Origin of the sequence: Nocardia amamiensis (genome assembly GCF_015477605.1) — a bacterium.
Taxonomy (GTDB): Bacteria; Actinomycetota; Actinomycetes; order Mycobacteriales; family Mycobacteriaceae; genus Nocardia; species Nocardia amamiensis_A.
This window is the reverse complement of the sequence record NZ_JADLQX010000004.1, coordinates 260,024-276,533: the sequence shown is the minus strand read 5'-3', so window position 1 is coordinate 276,533 and position 16,510 is coordinate 260,024. Positions and strand designations below refer to the sequence as shown.

Below are 16,510 nucleotides of genomic sequence, written 5' to 3'. Positions count from 1 at the left end.
ATCGCCGGTCGGCGCGGCGCGCCGCCGACGGGAAGGCGCGTGGTCTACTCCGCGATCTCGGTGCGCTCCCACCACTCGTAGACGGGCAGTTCCCCTTCGGGCGTGACCAGGTGCCGCGAGGTGACTTTGAAATGTTCGTATCCGCCCCGGTACGGGACCTTGAGCTCGACCCCCGGCGGGGTGATCGGCACGATGCGCTGGGGCAAGCCTTCCGGCCCGCCCTCGAGGAAAGCCTTGACCGCATTGCTCATCCTCGGATGGTAGAAGCGGAGCGGCGCGGATCGTGGCAGATTCAGGGCACAGTGAGTACCAATTTGCCCACGGTTCGCCCAGTATCGCCCAAAGCGTGCGCCTTTGCCGCCTCCGAGAGCGGGAATGTTCCGGCGATGGTCGGCCGCAGCGTCCCGGCTTCGACCAGTCCGGCGAGCGCCGCCATGCCCGCGCGGTCGTGTTCCACCAGCATCCGGACCGCCCGGACCCCGAGCGCGTCCGCCTCGGTCGCGAGATCGCGCGGGCCCATGGCGCGCAATGTCACCAGCCGCCCGCCGGGACGCAGGGTGCGCAGCGAGCGAACGCTGTTGTCGTCATCGACCGAGTCCAGCACGACATCGACAGCACTCACCGCCTCGGCGACGTCGGTGCTTCGGTAGTCGATGACTTCGTCGGCGCCGATCCCGTGCAGGAAGGCGTGGTAGGGCGCGCTGGCGGTGCCGATGACGTACGCGCCGCGCGCCTTGGCGATCTGCACCGCGAAGTGGCCGACGCCGCCCGCGGCCGCGTGGATCAGCACACGCTGTCCCGGGCCCAGTGCGGCGACGTCGACCAGTGCCTGCCACGCGGTGAGCGCGGCGAGCGGGATGGCCGCGGCCTGCACATGATCGAGCACTGCCGGTTTGCGTGCGAACGCGCGGGCGGGGCCGACGGTGTATTCCGCGCAGGCGCCGTGGCCGCCCGGGTAGGGGAGCATGCCGAAGACCTCGTCGCCGGGGCGGAACAGGGTGACGCCGATGCCGACGGCGGCGACCTCGCCGGAGACGTCCCAGCCGAGAACGAACGGCGGCTCGGGCAGGAACAGTCCCGGGATGGCGCGGTGGAACCAGTCGGTCGGATTGAGTCCGGCGGCACGCACCCGGACCAGGATCTGGCCCGGACCCGGAACCGGTTGGGGGAGTTGCACTTCGGTGAGCACCTCGGGGCCGCCGAGGACGTGCTGGCTGATCGCGCGCATGGTCGCGGCGCTGTCGATTTCGGTCATGGCTGCCAGCCTGCCGGGCCCGCCAGGCGAAGAAAATGGCACGATTGCCATTCTTCGATATGATCGTGCCATGCTGGCGGATGAAGCCGCACCACATCGAGTGGTGGTGCTGGCATTGGACGGGGTGTACCCCTTCGAACTCGGCATCCCGAATCGCGTATTCGGCAGCGCCGCAGGCAGATACGAGGTGACCACCTGCTCGCTCGACGGTGGCCCGGTGCGCAGTGCCGCGGATTTCGCGATCGCCGTGGCGCACGACAGCCGCGCGTTGGATGCCGCCGAGACGGTCGTGCTGCCCGCCTGTGACATCTCGATGACCTTGTCCGGCGCGCTGCCGCAGCCGGTGCTCGACGCGTTCGCGCGGATTCGGCCTGGCACGAGGATCGTCGGGATCTGCACCGGAGCTTTCGTCGCCGCCGCCGCAGGGGTGCTCGACGGTCGCCCGGCCACCACGCACTGGAATCAGGCCGAACGGTTCCGCCGCACCTTCCCACGGGTTCGCCTCGATCCGGACGTGCTGTACGTCGACGACGGGGACGTCCTCACCTCGGCGGGCGCCGCGGCGGGTATCGACGTGTGTTTGCACTTGGTGCGCCGCGATCACGGCAGCGCCGTGGCGAACGCGGTCGCGCGCCGCTGTGTCGTCCCGCCGTGGCGCGACGGCGGCCAGGCGCAGTACATCGAACAGCCCGTTCCGCCTGCGACGTCGGCCGGCACCGCGGCGGCCCGGCAGTGGGCCCTGGAGAACCTCCGCTCCCCGCTCACCGTCGAGGAGTTGGCCGGACGGGCCCGGATGAGCAAGCGCACCTTCGCTCGGCGCTTTCGCGACGAGGTGGGCATGAGCCCGGGACGCTGGCTGATCCAGCAGCGCGTGTTCCGCGCCAGGCATCTGCTGGAGACCACCGACCTGACCGTCGACCGCATCGCGGGCGAGGTCGGATTCGCCACCGGTACCTCGCTGCGACAGCATCTGGCCGAGTCGATCGGCGTCTCGCCGCAGGCTTATCGGCGCACGTTCCGTGCTGACGCCGCCGCGCCGCGGCGAACGGTGGCCTGATCTGGGCATTCCTCTCGGGATCGGGGCAGAATACCGGCATGGCCGAACTGGTGCTCGTTCGCGGCGACATCACCGAGCAGGAGGTCGACGCGGTGGTCAACGCGGCGAATTCGTCGCTGCTCGGGGGCGGGGGAGTCGATGGGGCGATCCATCGGCGCGGCGGCCCCGAGATCGTGGCCGAATGTCGCCGACTGCGTGCTGCTCGGTACCGCGAGGGACTGCCGACGGGTGCGGCGGTCGCCACAACGGCCGGTCGCCTGCCTGCTCGCTGGGTGATCCACACGGTCGGACCGGTATGGTCGGCGGCCGAGGACCGATCCGCGGTACTGGCTTCCTGCTATCGCGAATCCTTGCGCGTGGCGGACGAATTGGGAGCGCGAACGGTCGCGTTCCCGGCTATCTCCACCGGTATTTACGGCTGGCCCATGGACGACGGCGCCCGGATCGCCGTCGAGACGGTGCGTGCGACCGAGACGGAGGTGGCGGAAGTCCGGTTCGTTCTCTTCGGTGAGCCCGCTTACGCGGCGTTCGCGGGGCGGGCCTCCGCAATCTGACACCGCGACGGAGCCGAACTTGTCGGTGCCCGCTGGCATAGTCGGGCCCGTGTCGTTCAGTACCCGTATCGAAGTCCGTGTGACCGATCTGGATCCGCAATTGCACGTCACCGGCGCGGCCTACCATCAGTTCGCCGACCACGCGCGTTTCGCGTGTGTCCAGGCGGCGGGCATCTCGGTCGACGACCTGATCGCGGCGGGGCTCGGGCCGGTCAACCTGGAGACCGTCCTGCGGTTCCAGCGTGAATTACGCGGCGGCGACGCCGTGGACGTGTCCTGTAGCTGGCAGTGGGGCGAGGGCAAGACCTACCGGGTCGAGCACATTTTCACGCGCTCCGACGGAGTTGTCGCCGCGACGGTGACCCACGTCAGCGGCCTGCTCGATTTGGCCGCGCGGCGCTTGGTCGCCGATCCCGCGCGGCAGTGGGCGGCATGGGCGAGCCGTCCCGAGTTGCTCGGGCTGCCGAATGCGGTGCGGGACATCGCGGCACTCGGTGGGTAGCGGGTCGTGTCGCTGGTCGGCGAAAGATCAAGCCTCCGCTAGACTCTCGAACAGTTGTTCGTGTCTGCGAGAGGGGTTGCCGTGCGGGTGATGGGCGTCGACCCCGGACTCACCCGGTGCGGCCTCAGCATCGTCGAGGGCGGGTCGGGGCGGCAGGTCACCGCCCTGGATGTCGGCGTGGTCCGCACCCCCGGCGACATGGATCTGGCCCAGCGCCTGCTCGCGGTCGCCGACGCCGCCGAACACTGGATGGACGTGCACAAGCCAGGAGCCGTGGCTATCGAACGCGTCTTCGCCCAGCACAATGTCCGTACCGCCATGGGCACCGCACAGGCGGGGGGAGTGATCGCGTTGTCCGCGGCGCGACGCGGGATCCCGGTCGCGTTCCACACCCCCAGCGAGGTGAAGGCGGCGGTCACCGGTAACGGCACCGCCGACAAGAAGCAGGTGACCGCCATGGTCACCCGCATCCTCGGCTTGCCTGCCGCCCCCACGCCGGCGGACGCGGCGGATGCGCTCGCGCTGGCCATCTGCCATTGTTGGCGGGCGCCGCTGCTGGAGCGGATGGCGCAGGCCGAGGCCAAGGCGGCCGCGGCGCAGCGACGATACCGGGAACGGCTGGCCGAACAACGGAAGGCGGTGCACAGGTGATCGCGTCGGTTCGCGGTGAGGTGCTGGAGATCGCCCTCGACCACGCAGTGATCGAGGCGGCGGGAGTCGGCTACCGGCTCAACGCCACCCCGTCCACGCTGGCCGGGCTCACCCGTGGTGCCGAAGCCAGGCTCTACACCGCGATGATCGTGCGCGAGGACTCGATGACGCTCTACGGTTTCGCCGACACCGAGGCACGCGACCTATTCGGTTTGCTGCAAACGGTCTCCGGCGTCGGCCCTCGGCTCGCGATGGCGGTGCTGGCGGTGCTCGAGCCCGAGGCGCTGCGCAAGGCGCTCGCCGAGGGCAACGTGGCAGCGCTGACGAGGGTGCCCGGCATCGGAAAGCGCGGCGCCGAGCGGATGGTGGTCGAACTGCGCGACAAGGTGAACCTCGTTCCGGTGCCGTCCGGCCCGCCCGGATCGACACCGGCCGCGGTGCCCACGCCGGTGCGCGATCAGGTCGTCGAGGCGCTGATCGGCCTCGGCTTCGCCGTCAAGCAGGCCGAGCAGGCGGTCGACGCGGTGCTGGCCGACCAGCCTGCCGCCGATACTTCTGTCGCCCTGCGCGCCGCGCTCGGCCTGCTCGGCAAGAACCGGTAAGGCGTCATGGACCATCCGGACGAACCCACCGAATCCCAAGTCAGCGCGGGTTATTTGAAGTCCGACGGGGAGATCGAGGCGAGTCTGCGCCCGAAGTCGCTGGACGATTTCATCGGCCAACCCCGGGTTCGCGAACAGCTCGCACTGGTGTTGCGCGGCGCCAAACAGCGCGGCGGCACGCCGGATCACGTCCTGCTGTCCGGCCCTCCGGGACTCGGCAAGACGAGCATGGCGATGATCATCGCCGCTGAACTCGGCACCGCTCTGCGGATCACCTCGGGACCCGCGCTGGAACGGGCCGGTGATCTCGCGGCCATGCTGAGCAACCTCGTCGAAGGCGACGTGTTGTTCATCGACGAGATCCACCGCGTGGCACGGCCTGCCGAGGAGATGCTGTACCTGGCGATGGAGGACTTCCGGGTGGACGTGGTCGTCGGCAAAGGTCCCGGCGCAACCTCGATTCCCCTGGATATCGCGCCGTTCACCCTGGTCGGCGCCACCACGAGGTCGGGAGCGCTGACCGGCCCGCTGCGCGACCGCTTCGGTTTCACCGGGCACATGGACTTCTACGAGCCCGGCGAGCTGCTGCGCATTCTGCAGCGTTCGGCCCACATCCTCGGCGTCGGCATCGAGGAGGACGCGGCCGCCGAGATCGCGGGCCGCTCCCGCGGCACGCCCCGGATCGCCAACCGCCTGCTGCGCCGGGTGCGCGACTACGCGGAGGTCCGCGCCGACGGCCGGATCACCCGTCCCATCGCGCAGGCCGCGCTGGAGGTCTACGACGTGGACGTACTCGGCCTCGACCGACTCGACCGCGCGGTGCTCGGCGCGCTGGTCCGCAGTTTCGGCGGCGGCCCGGTCGGCGTGTCCACCCTGGCGGTCGCGGTCGGCGAGGAGGCTGCCACCGTCGAGGAAGTATGCGAACCCTTCCTGGTTCGCGCCGGCATGATCGCCCGAACCCCGCGCGGCCGGGTCGCGACCGCCGCGGCCTGGGAGCACCTCGGCCTGGTTCCTCCCCCCGACCTGGTCTTCGGCTCGATCGAAGTGCGCGGCCGCGAGCCGCATCCCACCCTCGACCTCTTCGAATGACGCCGGGCTCCGCTGTTCGCGCTCGGGGCGATGGGCGCGGGCGTGGTCAGCGGCGGCCGCGCAGGGCGGCGGCGACCAGATCGAGGAATGCGTCGACCTCGTCGGGTTGGTAGCCGCGGGTGCCGAGGCGGGCCTCGGTGAAGCGGACGGCGCACACGTCATCGATGGTGAGGCTGCCGGGCCCGCCGTGCGCGAGGGTCGCGGCGACCAGGTCGAGGAACGCGCCGACCTCTTCCTCGTTGTAACCGCGCTGGCCGACGGGGGCCCGGGTGAAGCGCATCCGGTGCACGTCGTCGGGTGTGAGCAGGGCGTGTCCGTTGCCGTTGGCCGCAGGCACCGGCCGGACACCGCGCTGGCGGAATTCGAGCTCGACCTGGATCTGGTCGAGATACTCGTCCACCTGGTCGGCGTGGTAGCCGCGTTCGCCGAGCCGCGGCGCGTCGAAGCTGATGTGCCGCAGATCGTCGGCGGTGAGGGCACCGTGTCCGGCCAGGGTCGCGGCGACGAGCTCGAGGAAGGCGTCGACCTCGTTCGTGCGGTAGCCGCGATGCCCGAATGGCGGGGTCGCGAAACTGGTCCGGCGCACATCCTCGGGTGTCACGGGCGACATTCTGTCAGGCGGGATGCGCTGCGCCGGTCGAAAGCGAAATTTCGGACTCTGCTGGCCTTTTGCGAACAAGGGCCGTTCCTCTGGTGAAACGTCGGATCGGTGCGCCTCACCCTAACGCCAGTGATCCGGTCAGGGGGATTGGCACGTTGCTCAGTCCTTGCGGACGCCGTCGACGAGCAGGCGGCGGATCGCTTCGTTCAGCCGGGTGATCGACGCTTCGTCGGGTTCGCGCAGCGAGTACACGATGCCGGCGATGAGCATGCCGGTGACCGCCCGTGCGGTGTTGACGGTGTCCAGGTCCGCACGCAGGTAGCCGAGTTCGACACCGTGGTCCAGATACCCAGCCGTCAGCGCGTCGGCGGTGTCGAGCAGGCCGTACAACCGCTGGGTGAGCTCGTCGTCGATGCCGGTGGCGTGGAACAGCAGCAGCTGGGCCACCCGGCGATCGGCGAGCAGGATCTCGGTGAGGGCGACCCCGATGCGGTCGATCTGCGCGCGGTATTCGTCCAGTGTGCTGGCGGCATCCGGGGCGTTCTCGGTGCCGAGGGCGGCGATGATGCGTGCGGACAGGTCGTCGATGACGTGGTCGATGATGTCGCGCTTGTTGCTGAAGTAGCGATAGAAGGTGCCGTGCCCGATGCCCAGCTGGCCTGCGATGTCGGCGATGCCGGTGGCGTGATAGCCCTTCTCCGCGAAACAGACGAAGGCCGTGTCGATGATCTCCTGGCGCAGTTCGGCCTTGCGTCGCTCCGCACGCGTGGGTGGCTTCGTCACCAGGCCGATGATACAGTCGTCCGAAACGGAATGATATGTCATTCCGTGATAAGCGGTTCAGTTAGCAGGAGGTTCGGCGTGGCGCCTCAATACGACGCGGTCGTGGTCGGTGCGGGATTCGGGGGTATGGGGGCGGGTATTCAGCTCGACCGGCTCGGCTCGAGCAATTACGTCATCCTCGAACGCGAGGACGATCTCGGCGGCACCTGGCACGTCAACCACTATCCCGGCCTCGCGGTGGACATCGCCTCGGTCACCTACTCCTACTCGTTCGAGCCGAACCCGCGTTGGTCGCGGCTGTTCGCGCCCGGGGCGGAGCTGAAGAAATACGCCGAGCACGTCGCCGACAAGTACGGTCTGCGCCGCCGGATGCGCTTCGGCACCGTCGTCGACGGCGCGCGGTGGGACTCCGAACACGAGCAGTGGGTGGTCTCGCTGGCGGGCGGCGAAACCGTCACCGGCCGGTACCTGCTCACCGCGACGGGGTTCCTCTCCCAGCCCTACACACCGCCGTTTCCCGGTATCGACTCGTTCGCGGGCAAGATCCTCCACACCACCGCGTGGGAGGACGACTTCGACCTCACCGGCCGCAAGGCCGCGATCATCGGCACCGGCGCCACCGCCGTGCAGCTGGTGCCCGAGGTGGCCAAGAAAGCGCAGGAGCTCACCGTCTTCCAACGCACCCCGATCTGGGTGGTCCCGAAGGTCGACACCGCCATCCCCGCGCCGGTGCGGAAACTGTTCGAGCGGGTGCCCGCGACGCAGAAGGCCGCGCGAGTGATCAACACCAGCCTGCTGGAGGCGCTGATGGTGGTGGGCGTGCTGCACTTCAGGCAGGCCAAACTGATGAACAAGGGCGCGGGCGTGCTGGCCAAGGCGCATCTGCGGGCGTCGGTGCGGGACAAGGAGACACGCAGGCGCCTCACGCCGCACTACGACTTCGGGTGCAAGCGGCCGACCTTCTCCAACCACTACTTCACCACGTTCAATCAGCCGCACGTGCGGTTGGAGACGAACTCGATCGACCACATCGAGCCGGACGGCATCGTCACCGCCGACGGGCACAAGACCGAGATCGACACACTGATCCTGGCCACCGGCTTCAATTTGTGGGACGTGAACTTCCCGGCCATCGAGATCATCGGCCGCGACGGGGTGAACCTCGGAAAGTTCTGGCGGGACAATCGTTTCCAGGCCTACGAGGGCATCACGGTGCCGAAGTTCCCCAACTTCCTCAGCCTCAACAGCCCGTACTCCTACAGCGGCCTGTCCTACTTCACCACCATCGAGGCGCAGATGAAGCACATGGGCAGGCTGTTCGGCGAGCTGCGCCGCCGCGGCGAGACCACCTTCGAGGTCACCGAGCGGGCCAACGCCGAGTTCCTGGACCGGGTCACCGACAAGCTCGGTTCCTCGGTCTTCTACGGCGGCGACTGCGCCACCGCGCGCAGCTACTACTTCAACCCGCACGGCGAGGCCGCCCTGCTGCGCCCGACCAGCACGCTCAACGCGCACCGCGAGGCGGTGAGCTTCCCGCTGGACGACTACGTCTACGGCAAGACCGCCTGAGCCGCGTCTCGTCGCCCGTGTCACACACTCGTCGTCGCCCGCCGGCCGCCTGTTGCGGCGGCGGGTCGCCGTGCGACGAAGCTGTTGTAGCTGCCCAGCGGGTGTGCGGGTGTGGCACCCGCGCAGCGAACTGGCAGACTGTGTGGGTACCTGTCCATCCCACCCACAACACTAGGGACTGACTTCGACGATGGAACTGCTGTTTCCGCTGCTACTGGTAGCCCTGCTCGTGCCGATGTTCCTCGGTGTCCGCCGCCAGAAGCGGGAGGCCGAGAAGGTCGCGAGCATGCAGGACAACCTGAAGATCGGCGATCAGGTCATCACCACGTCGGGTCTGTACGGCACCGTGGTCGAACTCGACGACACCACGGTCGACCTCGAGATCGCCGAAGAGGTGGTCACCACGTGGCTGCGCCAGGCCATCCGTGAGGTGCGCGCCGATGACGCGGTGAGCACCGACGAGACCGACTCGGACGCCACCGGCTCCGAGGGCACGGCCGCCCCCGACGCCATCGAGGAATCCACCGAGCAGACCGAGACCCGGCTGACCAAGGACTGATTCTTCCGGTCCTGCCGCAACTCGCCGGATGTCGCCGCGGCTCGCCGTCCGCGCACCCGGCGTCGCTGCGGCATGCCCGCTTGTTCCATCCTCGACTTCCTGCCTAGGAGATGACCTACTGTGCCACCTTCCCAGGGATCGGCGCACCCGCTGCGGCTGCTCGGCGCCTATACCGCGCTGCTGGCCGTGGTCTATGCGCTGGTGTTCTTCACCGGTGACAAGTCCCCGACACCAAAGCTCGGCATCGACCTGCAGGGTGGTACCCGGGTCACGCTGTCCGCACGCACGCCGGACGGCAGCAAACCGAGCCAGGACAGCCTGAAGAAGGCGCAGGACATCATCGAGAACCGCGTCAACGGGCTCGGCGTCTCCGGGTCCGAGGTCGTCATCGACGGCGACAACATCGTGATCACCGTGCCCGGCGACGACGGACAGCAGGCGCGCGCGCTGGCGACGACGGCCAAGCTGTACATCCGTCCGGTGCTGCAGGCCGTGCCCGCGGCCGGACGCGGCGCGACACCGCAGCCGGCTCCAGGTACGCAACCGCCACCCGCGGCCCAGCCCACCACGCCGGAGGCGCCGGGAACGCCGGAGACGCCGGAGGCCACCCCGGCTCCACAGCAGCGGGTGTTCCCCGCGCAAGCGCCGACCCAGCCGCCGACCGATCCGAACCTGACGCCCACCGAAGCGGCCACCAAGGAGATCCAGGCGGCGAAGGCGCTGCGGCAGAGCACCGACCCGTCGGTGCAGCAGGCCGCGCTGGCCACGCTGGACTGCGCCAAGGCCGATCCCCTCGCGGGCAACGACGACCCGGCCCTTCCGCTGGTGACCTGCGCGACCGACGGCACCGAGGTCTTCCTGCTGGACAAGAGCCGCATCGACGGCCAGGAGATCAAGGACGCCACCTCGGGGCTGAACCAGCAGCAGGCCAGGCACGAGGTCTATCTGGACTTCAAGTCCGGCGGCAGCGACGCGTGGGCCGCGCTCACCGGCGAGTACGTCTACAAGCGGGTCGCTTTCGTGCTCGACTCCAAGGTGGTCAGCGCGCCCGTCGTGCAGCAGGGACCGCAGCAGGGCGGCCGCACCCAGATCTCGGGCAATTTCACCGCGACGACGGCCAAGGAGCTGGCCAACACGCTGAAGTACGGTTCGCTGCCGCTGTCGTTCCAGACCTCCGAGGCCGAGACGGTGTCGGCGACGCTCGGCTTGTCCTCGCTGAAGGCGGGCCTGCTCGCCGGTGCGATCGGCTTGGCGGTCGTGTTGCTCTACTGCCTCGCCTACTACCGCATGCTCGGGTTGGTCACCGGCCTGTCCTTGCTGATGTCCGGCTTGGCGGTCTACGGCATCATGGTGCTGCTGGGCCGCTGGATCGGCTTCACCCTCGACCTCGCCGGTATCGCCGGTCTGATCATCGGTATCGGCATGACCGCCGACTCCTTCGTGGTGTTCTTCGAGCGAATCAAGGACGAGATGCGCGAGGGTCGCAGCTTCCGTTCCGCCGCGCCGCGCGGCTGGCAGCGCGCCCGCCGGACCGTCCTGTCCGGCAACGCGGTCAGCTTCCTCGCCGCAGCTGTGCTTTACGTCCTGGCCGTCGGTCAGGTGAAGGGCTTCGCGTTCACCCTCGGCCTCACCACCATCCTCGACGTCGTCGTGGTCTTCCTGGTGACCTCGCCGCTGGTGCTGCTCGCCTCGCGGACGGCATTCTGGTCCAAACCGTCGGTGAACGGCCTCGGCGCGATCCAGCAGATCGCCCGCGAGCGGAAGGCGGCCGAGGCCGCCCTCGGGAAAGCGTGAGGACGCGATGACCAACAGTCACACCACCCGGTCGCTCGACAAGGCGAGCCCGGCCGAGATCACCGACGTGTTCGAGGCGGTCACCGAGCTGCAGCCGCCGAAGCACGGCTTCTTCAACCGCCTCTACACCGGAACCGGCGCCGTCGACGTCATCGGCAAGCGGCGGATGTGGTATCTCATCACCGCCGTCATCGTGCTGATCTCGTTGGGCAGCATGATCTTCCGCGGCTTCAACTTCGGCATCGACTTCGAGGGCGGTTCGCGCATCCAGTTCCCGGCGGGGAACGCGACCACCAGCCAGGTCGAGGACGTCTACCGCGGTGCGGTGGGCACCGACCCGGTCTCGGTGCAGACCGTGGGCACCGGCGGCTCGGCCACCATGCTGATCCGTTCCGAGGCGCTGAACCAGCAGCAAGTGGAGGCGCTGAACAACGCGCTGTTCGCCGAGTTCCAGCCGAAGGACTCCAGCGGCAAGCCGAGCCTGGCCGCGATCAGCACCTCCGATGTCAGCGAGACCTGGGGCAGCCAGATCACCCGCAAGGCGCTGATCGCGCTGGCGGTGTTCCTCGTGCTCGTGGCCGTCTACATCGCGGTCCGCTTCGAGCCGCACATGGCCATCGCCGCGCTGGCCGCGCTGGTCTTCGACGTCGCCGTCACCGCGGGCGTGTACTCGCTCGTCGGGTTCGAGGTCACCCCGGCCACGGTGATCGGCATCCTGACCATTCTCGGCTTCTCGCTCTACGACTCGGTGGTCGTGTTCGACAAAGTCGAGGAGAACACGCGCGGTATTTTGCACCTGACCAGGCGCACCTACGGGGAGCAGGCGAATCTCGCGGTGAATCAGACGCTGATGCGCTCGATCAACACCGCGCTGATCGGTATTCTGCCGATCGTCGGCCTGATGGTGATCGCGGTCTGGATGCTCGGCGTCGGCACGCTCAAGGACTTGGCGCTGGTGCAGCTGGTCGGCCTGCTGGTCGGCACGTACTCCTCGATCTTCTTCGCGACACCGCTGCTGGTGTCGATCAAGGAGCGCCGGGGACCGGTCGCGGCGCACACGAAGAAGGTCTTGGCCAAGCGCGCCGGGGCGGCCAGTGTCCGCGCCGGCGCCGCGGCCGAGCGCAGGGCGAGCATGGCGGCGGGCCGGAACTTCGAGGAGACGCCGCGCAGAGAGCGTCCGGCCGGGCAGACGCCGCGGCCGGGGGCGCGACCGAGCGGAAAACGGCACAAGAGGCGGCACTGACCACCACGAGGCAGGGGGTTTCATGCGACAGCCACGCACGGCGGTACGACTGATCGGGGCACTCACTGCGGGCACGCTGGCCGCCGGGCTGGTGGCAGGCTGCTCCGGCAAGAGTCAGGTGCCGTCGATCGGCTACGCCACCGACGCCACCATCGCCAGCTACAACGGCGGCAGCACGCTCGGTGCGAGTTCCGGCTCCACCGCGGTGTTCTCCCGGGTGCTGACCGGTTTCTTCTACACCGGTCCGGATGGTCAGCAGGTGGCCGACACCGACCTGGGCACCGCCAAGGAGGTGCCCGGCGAGTCGCAGACCATCCAGTACCGCCTGAATCCCGACGGGGTGTACTCCGATGGCGTGCCGACCTCGTGCGACGACTTGGTGCTGGCCTGGGCCGCCCGCAGCGGGCGGTTCACCAAGCCCGGTGACCGAGGGACGGTCCCGCTGTTCGACGCCGCGAGCACCGCCGGTTACGACGACATCGAGCGGGTCGAGTGCCAGCCCGGCTCGCGGGATGCCACCGTCGTCTTCCGGCCCGGCCGGCACTACCTGCCGTGGCGCACTCTGTTCGCGGCGGGGGAGTTGATGCCCGCGCACGTCGCGGCCCGGGCGGCGAACGTGCCCAACGTGGTGTCGGCGTTGCAGGCCGGCGACCCGAACGCCGTCGGCAGGCTCGCGGAGTTCTGGAACACTGGCTGGACCATCCCGGCCGACGGCCGGCTCGATCCGGCTCGATTCCCGTCGTCGGGGCCCTACCGCATCGAATCCTTCAGCAGGGAGGAGGGTTTGGTGCTGGTCACCAACGAGCGCTGGTGGGGCAACAAGCCGGCGACCGGACGTATCGTGGTGTGGCCCAAGAACTTCGATCTGAAGCAGAAGATCGGCCAGAACGCCGTCGGCGTGGTCGACATCGGCGCCGGCTCGGTGAAAGACGTGAACCTGAGCGGCTTTTCGGTGCACACCGTACCGGGACGCGGCGCCGAGCAGTTGGTGCTGGCGACCGGGGGAGTGTTCTCCTCGGTGCAGGCGCGCCGGGCGTTCGCGCTGTGCCTGCCGCGGCAGGCCCTGTTCGACAAACTCGGGAAGGTCCCGGACGCGCCGAAGTCCGGGCTCGGCTCCGGCCCGCTGAACGCGCATATCGTCCAGCAGGATTCGCTGTTGTATCCGGCGGTCATCGGTGCGGCGGACAAGTACTCCGGCGGCGATGTGGCGAACGCGGCCAAGGCGGTCTCCGCATCCGGCGCGCCGAACCCGACCGTCCGCATCGGCTACCTGGGTCCGGACGACCGCCGCGCCCAGACCGTCACGATGATCGCCGATGCCTGCAAACCGGCGGGGATCACCGTGGTGGACGCCGGTGCGCCCGATTTCACCCCGTCCCGGCTCACCGAGGGGAAGGTCGACGCGGTCCTCGGCGGCACCGCCTCTGCGCCCGGTCCGGCCGGCTCGATCGAGGCGGTGGCCGCGACCAGCGCGTTGCGTACCGGTAACGGGCTCAATGTCGGACGGTTCGGCAACGGCCGTTACGATGCGATCACCGAGCAGCTTGCGGCCGACAACAATTCGGCCACACAGCTGAGTCTGCTCACCGAGGCCGAGAACCTGCTGTGGGCGGAGCTGCCGAGCATCCCGTTGTTCGCCACCCCGCGCACGATCGCCTTCGGCAAGGGGCTGCGCAACGGAATAGCCGGCCCCACCCAGGCCGGGTCGGGCTGGAACATGGACCGGTGGGTGCTCGAGCGGTGACGGATGGTGTGGGTGAAAGTGATCATGGAGAGGTGTCGATGAGCAAGCACGCGGCGATCGAGTCCGAAGACGTAGCCGCCGAACGGACCACCAAAGCCGCCGAGGTGGTCGATCGTTTGACCCGCTGGCACGACGACTTTCCCACCGCCGGAGTGCGTTTCGCGGATCTGACACCGGTGTTCGCCGACGCCGAGGGCTTCCGTGCTGTGATCGACTGCTTGGCGGCGTGCGCACCCGATGCCGATCTCGTGGCCGGTGTCGACGCCCGTGGTTTCCTGCTGGGAGCCGGTGTCGCGGCGAGCCTGGGCACCGGTGTGCTCGCGGTCCGCAAGGCGGGCAAGTTGCCGCCGCCGGTGATCAGCCGGGAATTCAGCCTCGAGTACGGCACGGCCGCGTTGGAGATTCCCGCGAACGGCGTCGAGCTGCGCGGCCGCCGCGTTCTGCTGCTCGACGACGTGCTCGCCACCGGTGGCACCCTCGCCGCCGCGGCCGAGCTGTTCAAGGAGGCGGGGGCCGAGGTCGTCGCCGCGGCGGTGGTGCTGGAGCTGACCTTCCTCGGCGGCCGCGAACGGCAAGGCGACTACTCGCTGACCTCCATCGTGCAGGTCTAGCGGCGCACGGGAATCGACCATGTGATCCGAATTTCACTGGCGCATTCGCCGTCACTGGGTTTAACCTAGGCAGGTCTTGTTCCCGTTGATCGGAGTCACGCCGTTGCTCATCTGAGGTAGCCACTCGGGCGGTCCGCATTCGCGCGCCGCGCATCCGTCGCAACCTCTGGGAGTTGGCATGACCAATCTGTCCTTTTCCGATCTCACGTTCTCCTGGCCGGACGGCACCCCCGTCTTCGACGGGCTCGACGCCGTCCTCGGGCCCGGCCACATCGGCCTGGTCGGCGGAAATGGTGCGGGCAAGTCCACTCTGCTGCGGTTGATCGCCGGTCAGCTGAAGCCCGTGCGCGGGTCCATCACGGTGACCGGGCATCTCGGGTATCTGCGCCAAGACCTCGGTCTGGGCGCCGGGCAGCGAGTGGACACCGTCCTCGGCATCGCGGAAGTTCGAAAAGCGTTGCACCGCATCGAATCAGGCGCTGGCAGCGAGACCGACTTCGACGTGGTCGGCAATCACTGGGACGTCGAGGAACGGGCGCTGGCGCTGCTGGCCAGGCTCGGCCTGCACTACGTCGCCGAGTCGGCGCAGCAGCTCGACCGCACGCTCGACACCCTGTCCGGTGGCGAGACCGTCCTGCTCGGGCTGGTCGCCGAGCTGCTAGCCGAGCCCGACGTGCTGCTGCTGGACGAACCGACGAACAATCTGGACCAGGTGGCCCGCGGACGGCTCTACGACGTGGTCGGGCAGTTCTCCGGCACAGTACTCACGGTCAGTCACGATCGTGAGCTGCTGGAACGGATGTCGGCCATCGCGGAGCTGCGCAACGGCGAATTGCGCTTGTTCGGCGGCAATTTCAGCGAGTACGAGCGCATCATCGCCGCGGAGCAGGAAGCCGCCCGCGCGGCCATCCGGGACGCGCGCAGCGACGTGCGCAAGCAGGCGCGAGAGCTCGTCGAGGCACGCATCAAACTGGATCGCCGACTGCGTTACGGGCAGAAGATGTGGGACCAGAAGCGGGAGCCGAAAATCGTGATGGGCGAACGCAAACGGCAGGCTCAGGTGGCGGCGGGCAAGCTGCGTAACAACCACATCGAGAAGCTGGACACCGCCAAGGATCAGCTCGAGCAGGCCAAGGAGCTGCTGCGTGACGACCGGGAGATCCGGGTGGACCTGCCGGACACGCGGCTGTATCCGGGCCAAGACGTGATCGAGCTGGATCGGGTAGAGCTGGCCTGCGGTCCGACGGTGTCGTTGCGGGTGTCCGGTCCGGAGCGAATCGCGCTGACCGGCCGCAATGGTGTCGGCAAGACGACCCTGCTGCGCCGTATCGCGCAGCAGGGTCCGAGAGTCCCGTGGCGCATGCTGCCGCAGCGGCTGGACGTGTTCGACGAGCGGCGATCGGTGTTCGAGAACGTCGCGTCGACGGCGCCGCACGCATCCGCGGAACGGATCCGGGCCCAGCTGGCCCGCTTCCTGTTCCGCGGAGCGGACGCGGACGTCGCCGCCGCGGCGCTGTCCGGCGGCGAACGGTTGCGCGCCGCGCTGGCCATGCTGTTGCTGGCCGACCCGGCGCCGAAGCTGCTGCTGCTGGACGAGCCGACCAACAACCTCGACCTGCCCAGTCTGGAGCACCTCACCCAGGCGCTGGCGGGCTTCGAGGGCGCGTTGATCGTGGTCAGTCACGACCCGCGCTTCCTCGACGACATCGGGGTGACCCGGCGGCTGGAGCTCACCGCCGACGGACTGTCCGAGACGCTGATGACGTAGGGGTGTCGTCCCAGCCGGGATCGAGATCCTCGGCCGCCAGCGGTGGCCTGGCGTAGAACGGCACGAAGAACCGGGCGTACGCGGCGTCGATCAGTTCGGCCCGTGCGGACGGCGGATCGCTTTCGGCG

17 protein-coding genes are annotated in these 16,510 nt (G+C 68.9%); 13 read left to right on the top strand and 4 right to left on the bottom strand.

The window, feature by feature from the left end; genetic code table 11:
* Positions 1–44: 44 nt before the first annotated feature.
* Both IU459_RS07820 and IU459_RS07815 read right to left on the bottom strand, forming a co-directional pair.
* Positions 45–251 (bottom strand): DUF5988 family protein, encoded by a 207-nt coding sequence (locus tag IU459_RS07820; RefSeq protein ID WP_195128790.1) that lies wholly within the window; start codon positions 249–251, stop codon positions 45–47.
* Between the two features lie 41 nt (positions 252–292).
* On the bottom strand, positions 293–1,255 hold the full coding sequence (locus IU459_RS07815) for an NADP-dependent oxidoreductase (protein WP_195128789.1): 963 nt from the start codon (positions 1,253–1,255) through the stop codon (positions 293–295).
* 70 nt (positions 1,256–1,325) lie between these two features.
* On the opposite strand from IU459_RS07815, the gene IU459_RS07810 reads away from it, so the two are divergent.
* From IU459_RS07810 to ruvB, 6 genes are all read left to right on the top strand, one after another.
* Positions 1,326–2,312: a GlxA family transcriptional regulator gene (locus IU459_RS07810; protein WP_228837529.1), complete on the top strand. Its 987-nt coding sequence runs from the start codon at positions 1,326–1,328 to the stop codon at positions 2,310–2,312.
* A gap of 38 nt (positions 2,313–2,350) precedes the next feature.
* A complete protein-coding gene (locus IU459_RS07805; protein ID WP_195128787.1) occupies positions 2,351–2,866 on the top strand; it encodes an O-acetyl-ADP-ribose deacetylase in 516 nt (171 codons plus the stop codon).
* A gap of 49 nt (positions 2,867–2,915) precedes the next feature.
* The gene (locus tag IU459_RS07800; RefSeq protein WP_195128786.1) at positions 2,916–3,368 is read left to right on the top strand and encodes an acyl-CoA thioesterase; all 453 of its coding nucleotides are present in this window, start codon (positions 2,916–2,918) and stop codon (positions 3,366–3,368) included.
* 81 nt (positions 3,369–3,449) lie between these two features.
* A complete protein-coding gene (gene ruvC / locus IU459_RS07795) occupies positions 3,450–4,019 on the top strand; it encodes a crossover junction endodeoxyribonuclease RuvC (protein WP_195128878.1) in 570 nt (189 codons plus the stop codon).
* A complete protein-coding gene (ruvA, locus tag IU459_RS07790) occupies positions 4,016–4,621 on the top strand; it encodes a Holliday junction branch migration protein RuvA (RefSeq protein WP_195128785.1) in 606 nt (201 codons plus the stop codon). Before ruvC ends, ruvA begins: the two co-directional genes overlap by 4 nt.
* A gap of 6 nt (positions 4,622–4,627) precedes the next feature.
* On the top strand, positions 4,628–5,710 hold the full coding sequence (ruvB, locus tag IU459_RS07785) for a Holliday junction branch migration DNA helicase RuvB (RefSeq protein WP_195128784.1): 1,083 nt from the start codon (positions 4,628–4,630) through the stop codon (positions 5,708–5,710).
* Between the two features lie 46 nt (positions 5,711–5,756).
* On the opposite strand, the gene IU459_RS39620 is transcribed toward ruvB, so the two are convergent.
* Together IU459_RS39620 and IU459_RS07775 are read right to left on the bottom strand one after the other, a co-directional pair.
* Positions 5,757–6,320, bottom strand: a complete 564-nt coding sequence (locus IU459_RS39620) for a DivIVA domain-containing protein (protein ID WP_195128783.1) — start codon at positions 6,318–6,320, stop codon at positions 5,757–5,759.
* A gap of 150 nt (positions 6,321–6,470) precedes the next feature.
* Positions 6,471–7,136: a TetR/AcrR family transcriptional regulator gene (locus tag IU459_RS07775; RefSeq protein WP_195128782.1), complete on the bottom strand. Its 666-nt coding sequence runs from the start codon at positions 7,134–7,136 to the stop codon at positions 6,471–6,473.
* A 36-nt stretch (positions 7,137–7,172) separates the two neighbouring features.
* Between IU459_RS07775 and IU459_RS07770 the strand changes: the two genes are divergently transcribed.
* The 7 genes from IU459_RS07770 (at position 7,173) to IU459_RS07740 (ending at position 16,382) form a co-directional block, all read left to right on the top strand.
* Positions 7,173–8,663 carry a flavin-containing monooxygenase gene (locus IU459_RS07770; protein ID WP_195128781.1) on the top strand — a complete coding sequence of 497 codons (1,491 nt, stop codon included), beginning with the start codon at positions 7,173–7,175 and terminating at the stop codon, positions 8,661–8,663.
* 190 nt (positions 8,664–8,853) lie between these two features.
* Positions 8,854–9,222, top strand: coding sequence for a preprotein translocase subunit YajC (gene yajC, locus IU459_RS07765; protein WP_195128780.1), 369 nt, complete (start codon positions 8,854–8,856; stop codon positions 9,220–9,222).
* 120 nt (positions 9,223–9,342) lie between these two features.
* A complete protein-coding gene (gene secD, locus IU459_RS07760; protein ID WP_195128779.1) occupies positions 9,343–11,016 on the top strand; it encodes a protein translocase subunit SecD in 1,674 nt (557 codons plus the stop codon).
* Positions 11,017–11,023: 7 nt separating this feature from the next.
* Entirely contained in the window at positions 11,024–12,259 is a 1,236-nt protein-coding gene (gene secF, locus IU459_RS07755; RefSeq protein WP_195128778.1) for a protein translocase subunit SecF, read from the top strand.
* 22 nt (positions 12,260–12,281) lie between these two features.
* Positions 12,282–14,003 carry an ABC transporter substrate-binding protein gene (locus IU459_RS07750; RefSeq protein ID WP_195128777.1) on the top strand — a complete coding sequence of 574 codons (1,722 nt, stop codon included), beginning with the start codon at positions 12,282–12,284 and terminating at the stop codon, positions 14,001–14,003.
* Positions 14,004–14,041: 38 nt separating this feature from the next.
* Entirely contained in the window at positions 14,042–14,614 is a 573-nt protein-coding gene (locus tag IU459_RS07745) for an adenine phosphoribosyltransferase (protein WP_195128776.1), read from the top strand.
* Between the two features lie 178 nt (positions 14,615–14,792).
* The gene (locus tag IU459_RS07740; protein WP_195128775.1) at positions 14,793–16,382 is read left to right on the top strand and encodes an ATP-binding cassette domain-containing protein; all 1,590 of its coding nucleotides are present in this window, start codon (positions 14,793–14,795) and stop codon (positions 16,380–16,382) included.
* Positions 16,383–16,510 lie beyond the last annotated feature (128 nt).

Bases quoted from the DNA above. Each gene is read 5' to 3' on its own strand.
- IU459_RS07820 (WP_195128790.1), bottom strand. From the start codon at position 251: ATGAGCAATGCGGTCAAGGCTTTCCTCGAGGGCGGGCCGGAAGGCTTG.
- secF (WP_195128778.1), top strand. From the start codon at position 11,024: ATGACCAACAGTCACACCACCCGGTCGCTCGACAAGGCGAGCCCGGCC.
- IU459_RS07810 (WP_228837529.1), top strand. From the start codon at position 1,326: ATGCTGGCGGATGAAGCCGCACCACATCGAGTGGTGGTGCTGGCATTG.
- IU459_RS07750 (WP_195128777.1), top strand. From the start codon at position 12,282: ATGCGACAGCCACGCACGGCGGTACGACTGATCGGGGCACTCACTGCG.
- IU459_RS07815 (WP_195128789.1), bottom strand. From the start codon at position 1,255: ATGACCGAAATCGACAGCGCCGCGACCATGCGCGCGATCAGCCAGCAC.
- IU459_RS07745 (WP_195128776.1), top strand. From the start codon at position 14,042: ATGAGCAAGCACGCGGCGATCGAGTCCGAAGACGTAGCCGCCGAACGG.
- IU459_RS39620 (WP_195128783.1), bottom strand. From the start codon at position 6,320: ATGTCGCCCGTGACACCCGAGGATGTGCGCCGGACCAGTTTCGCGACC.
- yajC (WP_195128780.1), top strand. From the start codon at position 8,854: ATGGAACTGCTGTTTCCGCTGCTACTGGTAGCCCTGCTCGTGCCGATG.
- ruvB (WP_195128784.1), top strand. From the start codon at position 4,628: ATGGACCATCCGGACGAACCCACCGAATCCCAAGTCAGCGCGGGTTAT.
- IU459_RS07805 (WP_195128787.1), top strand. From the start codon at position 2,351: ATGGCCGAACTGGTGCTCGTTCGCGGCGACATCACCGAGCAGGAGGTC.
- IU459_RS07775 (WP_195128782.1), bottom strand. From the start codon at position 7,136: ATGACATATCATTCCGTTTCGGACGACTGTATCATCGGCCTGGTGACG.
- IU459_RS07740 (WP_195128775.1), top strand. From the start codon at position 14,793: ATGACCAATCTGTCCTTTTCCGATCTCACGTTCTCCTGGCCGGACGGC.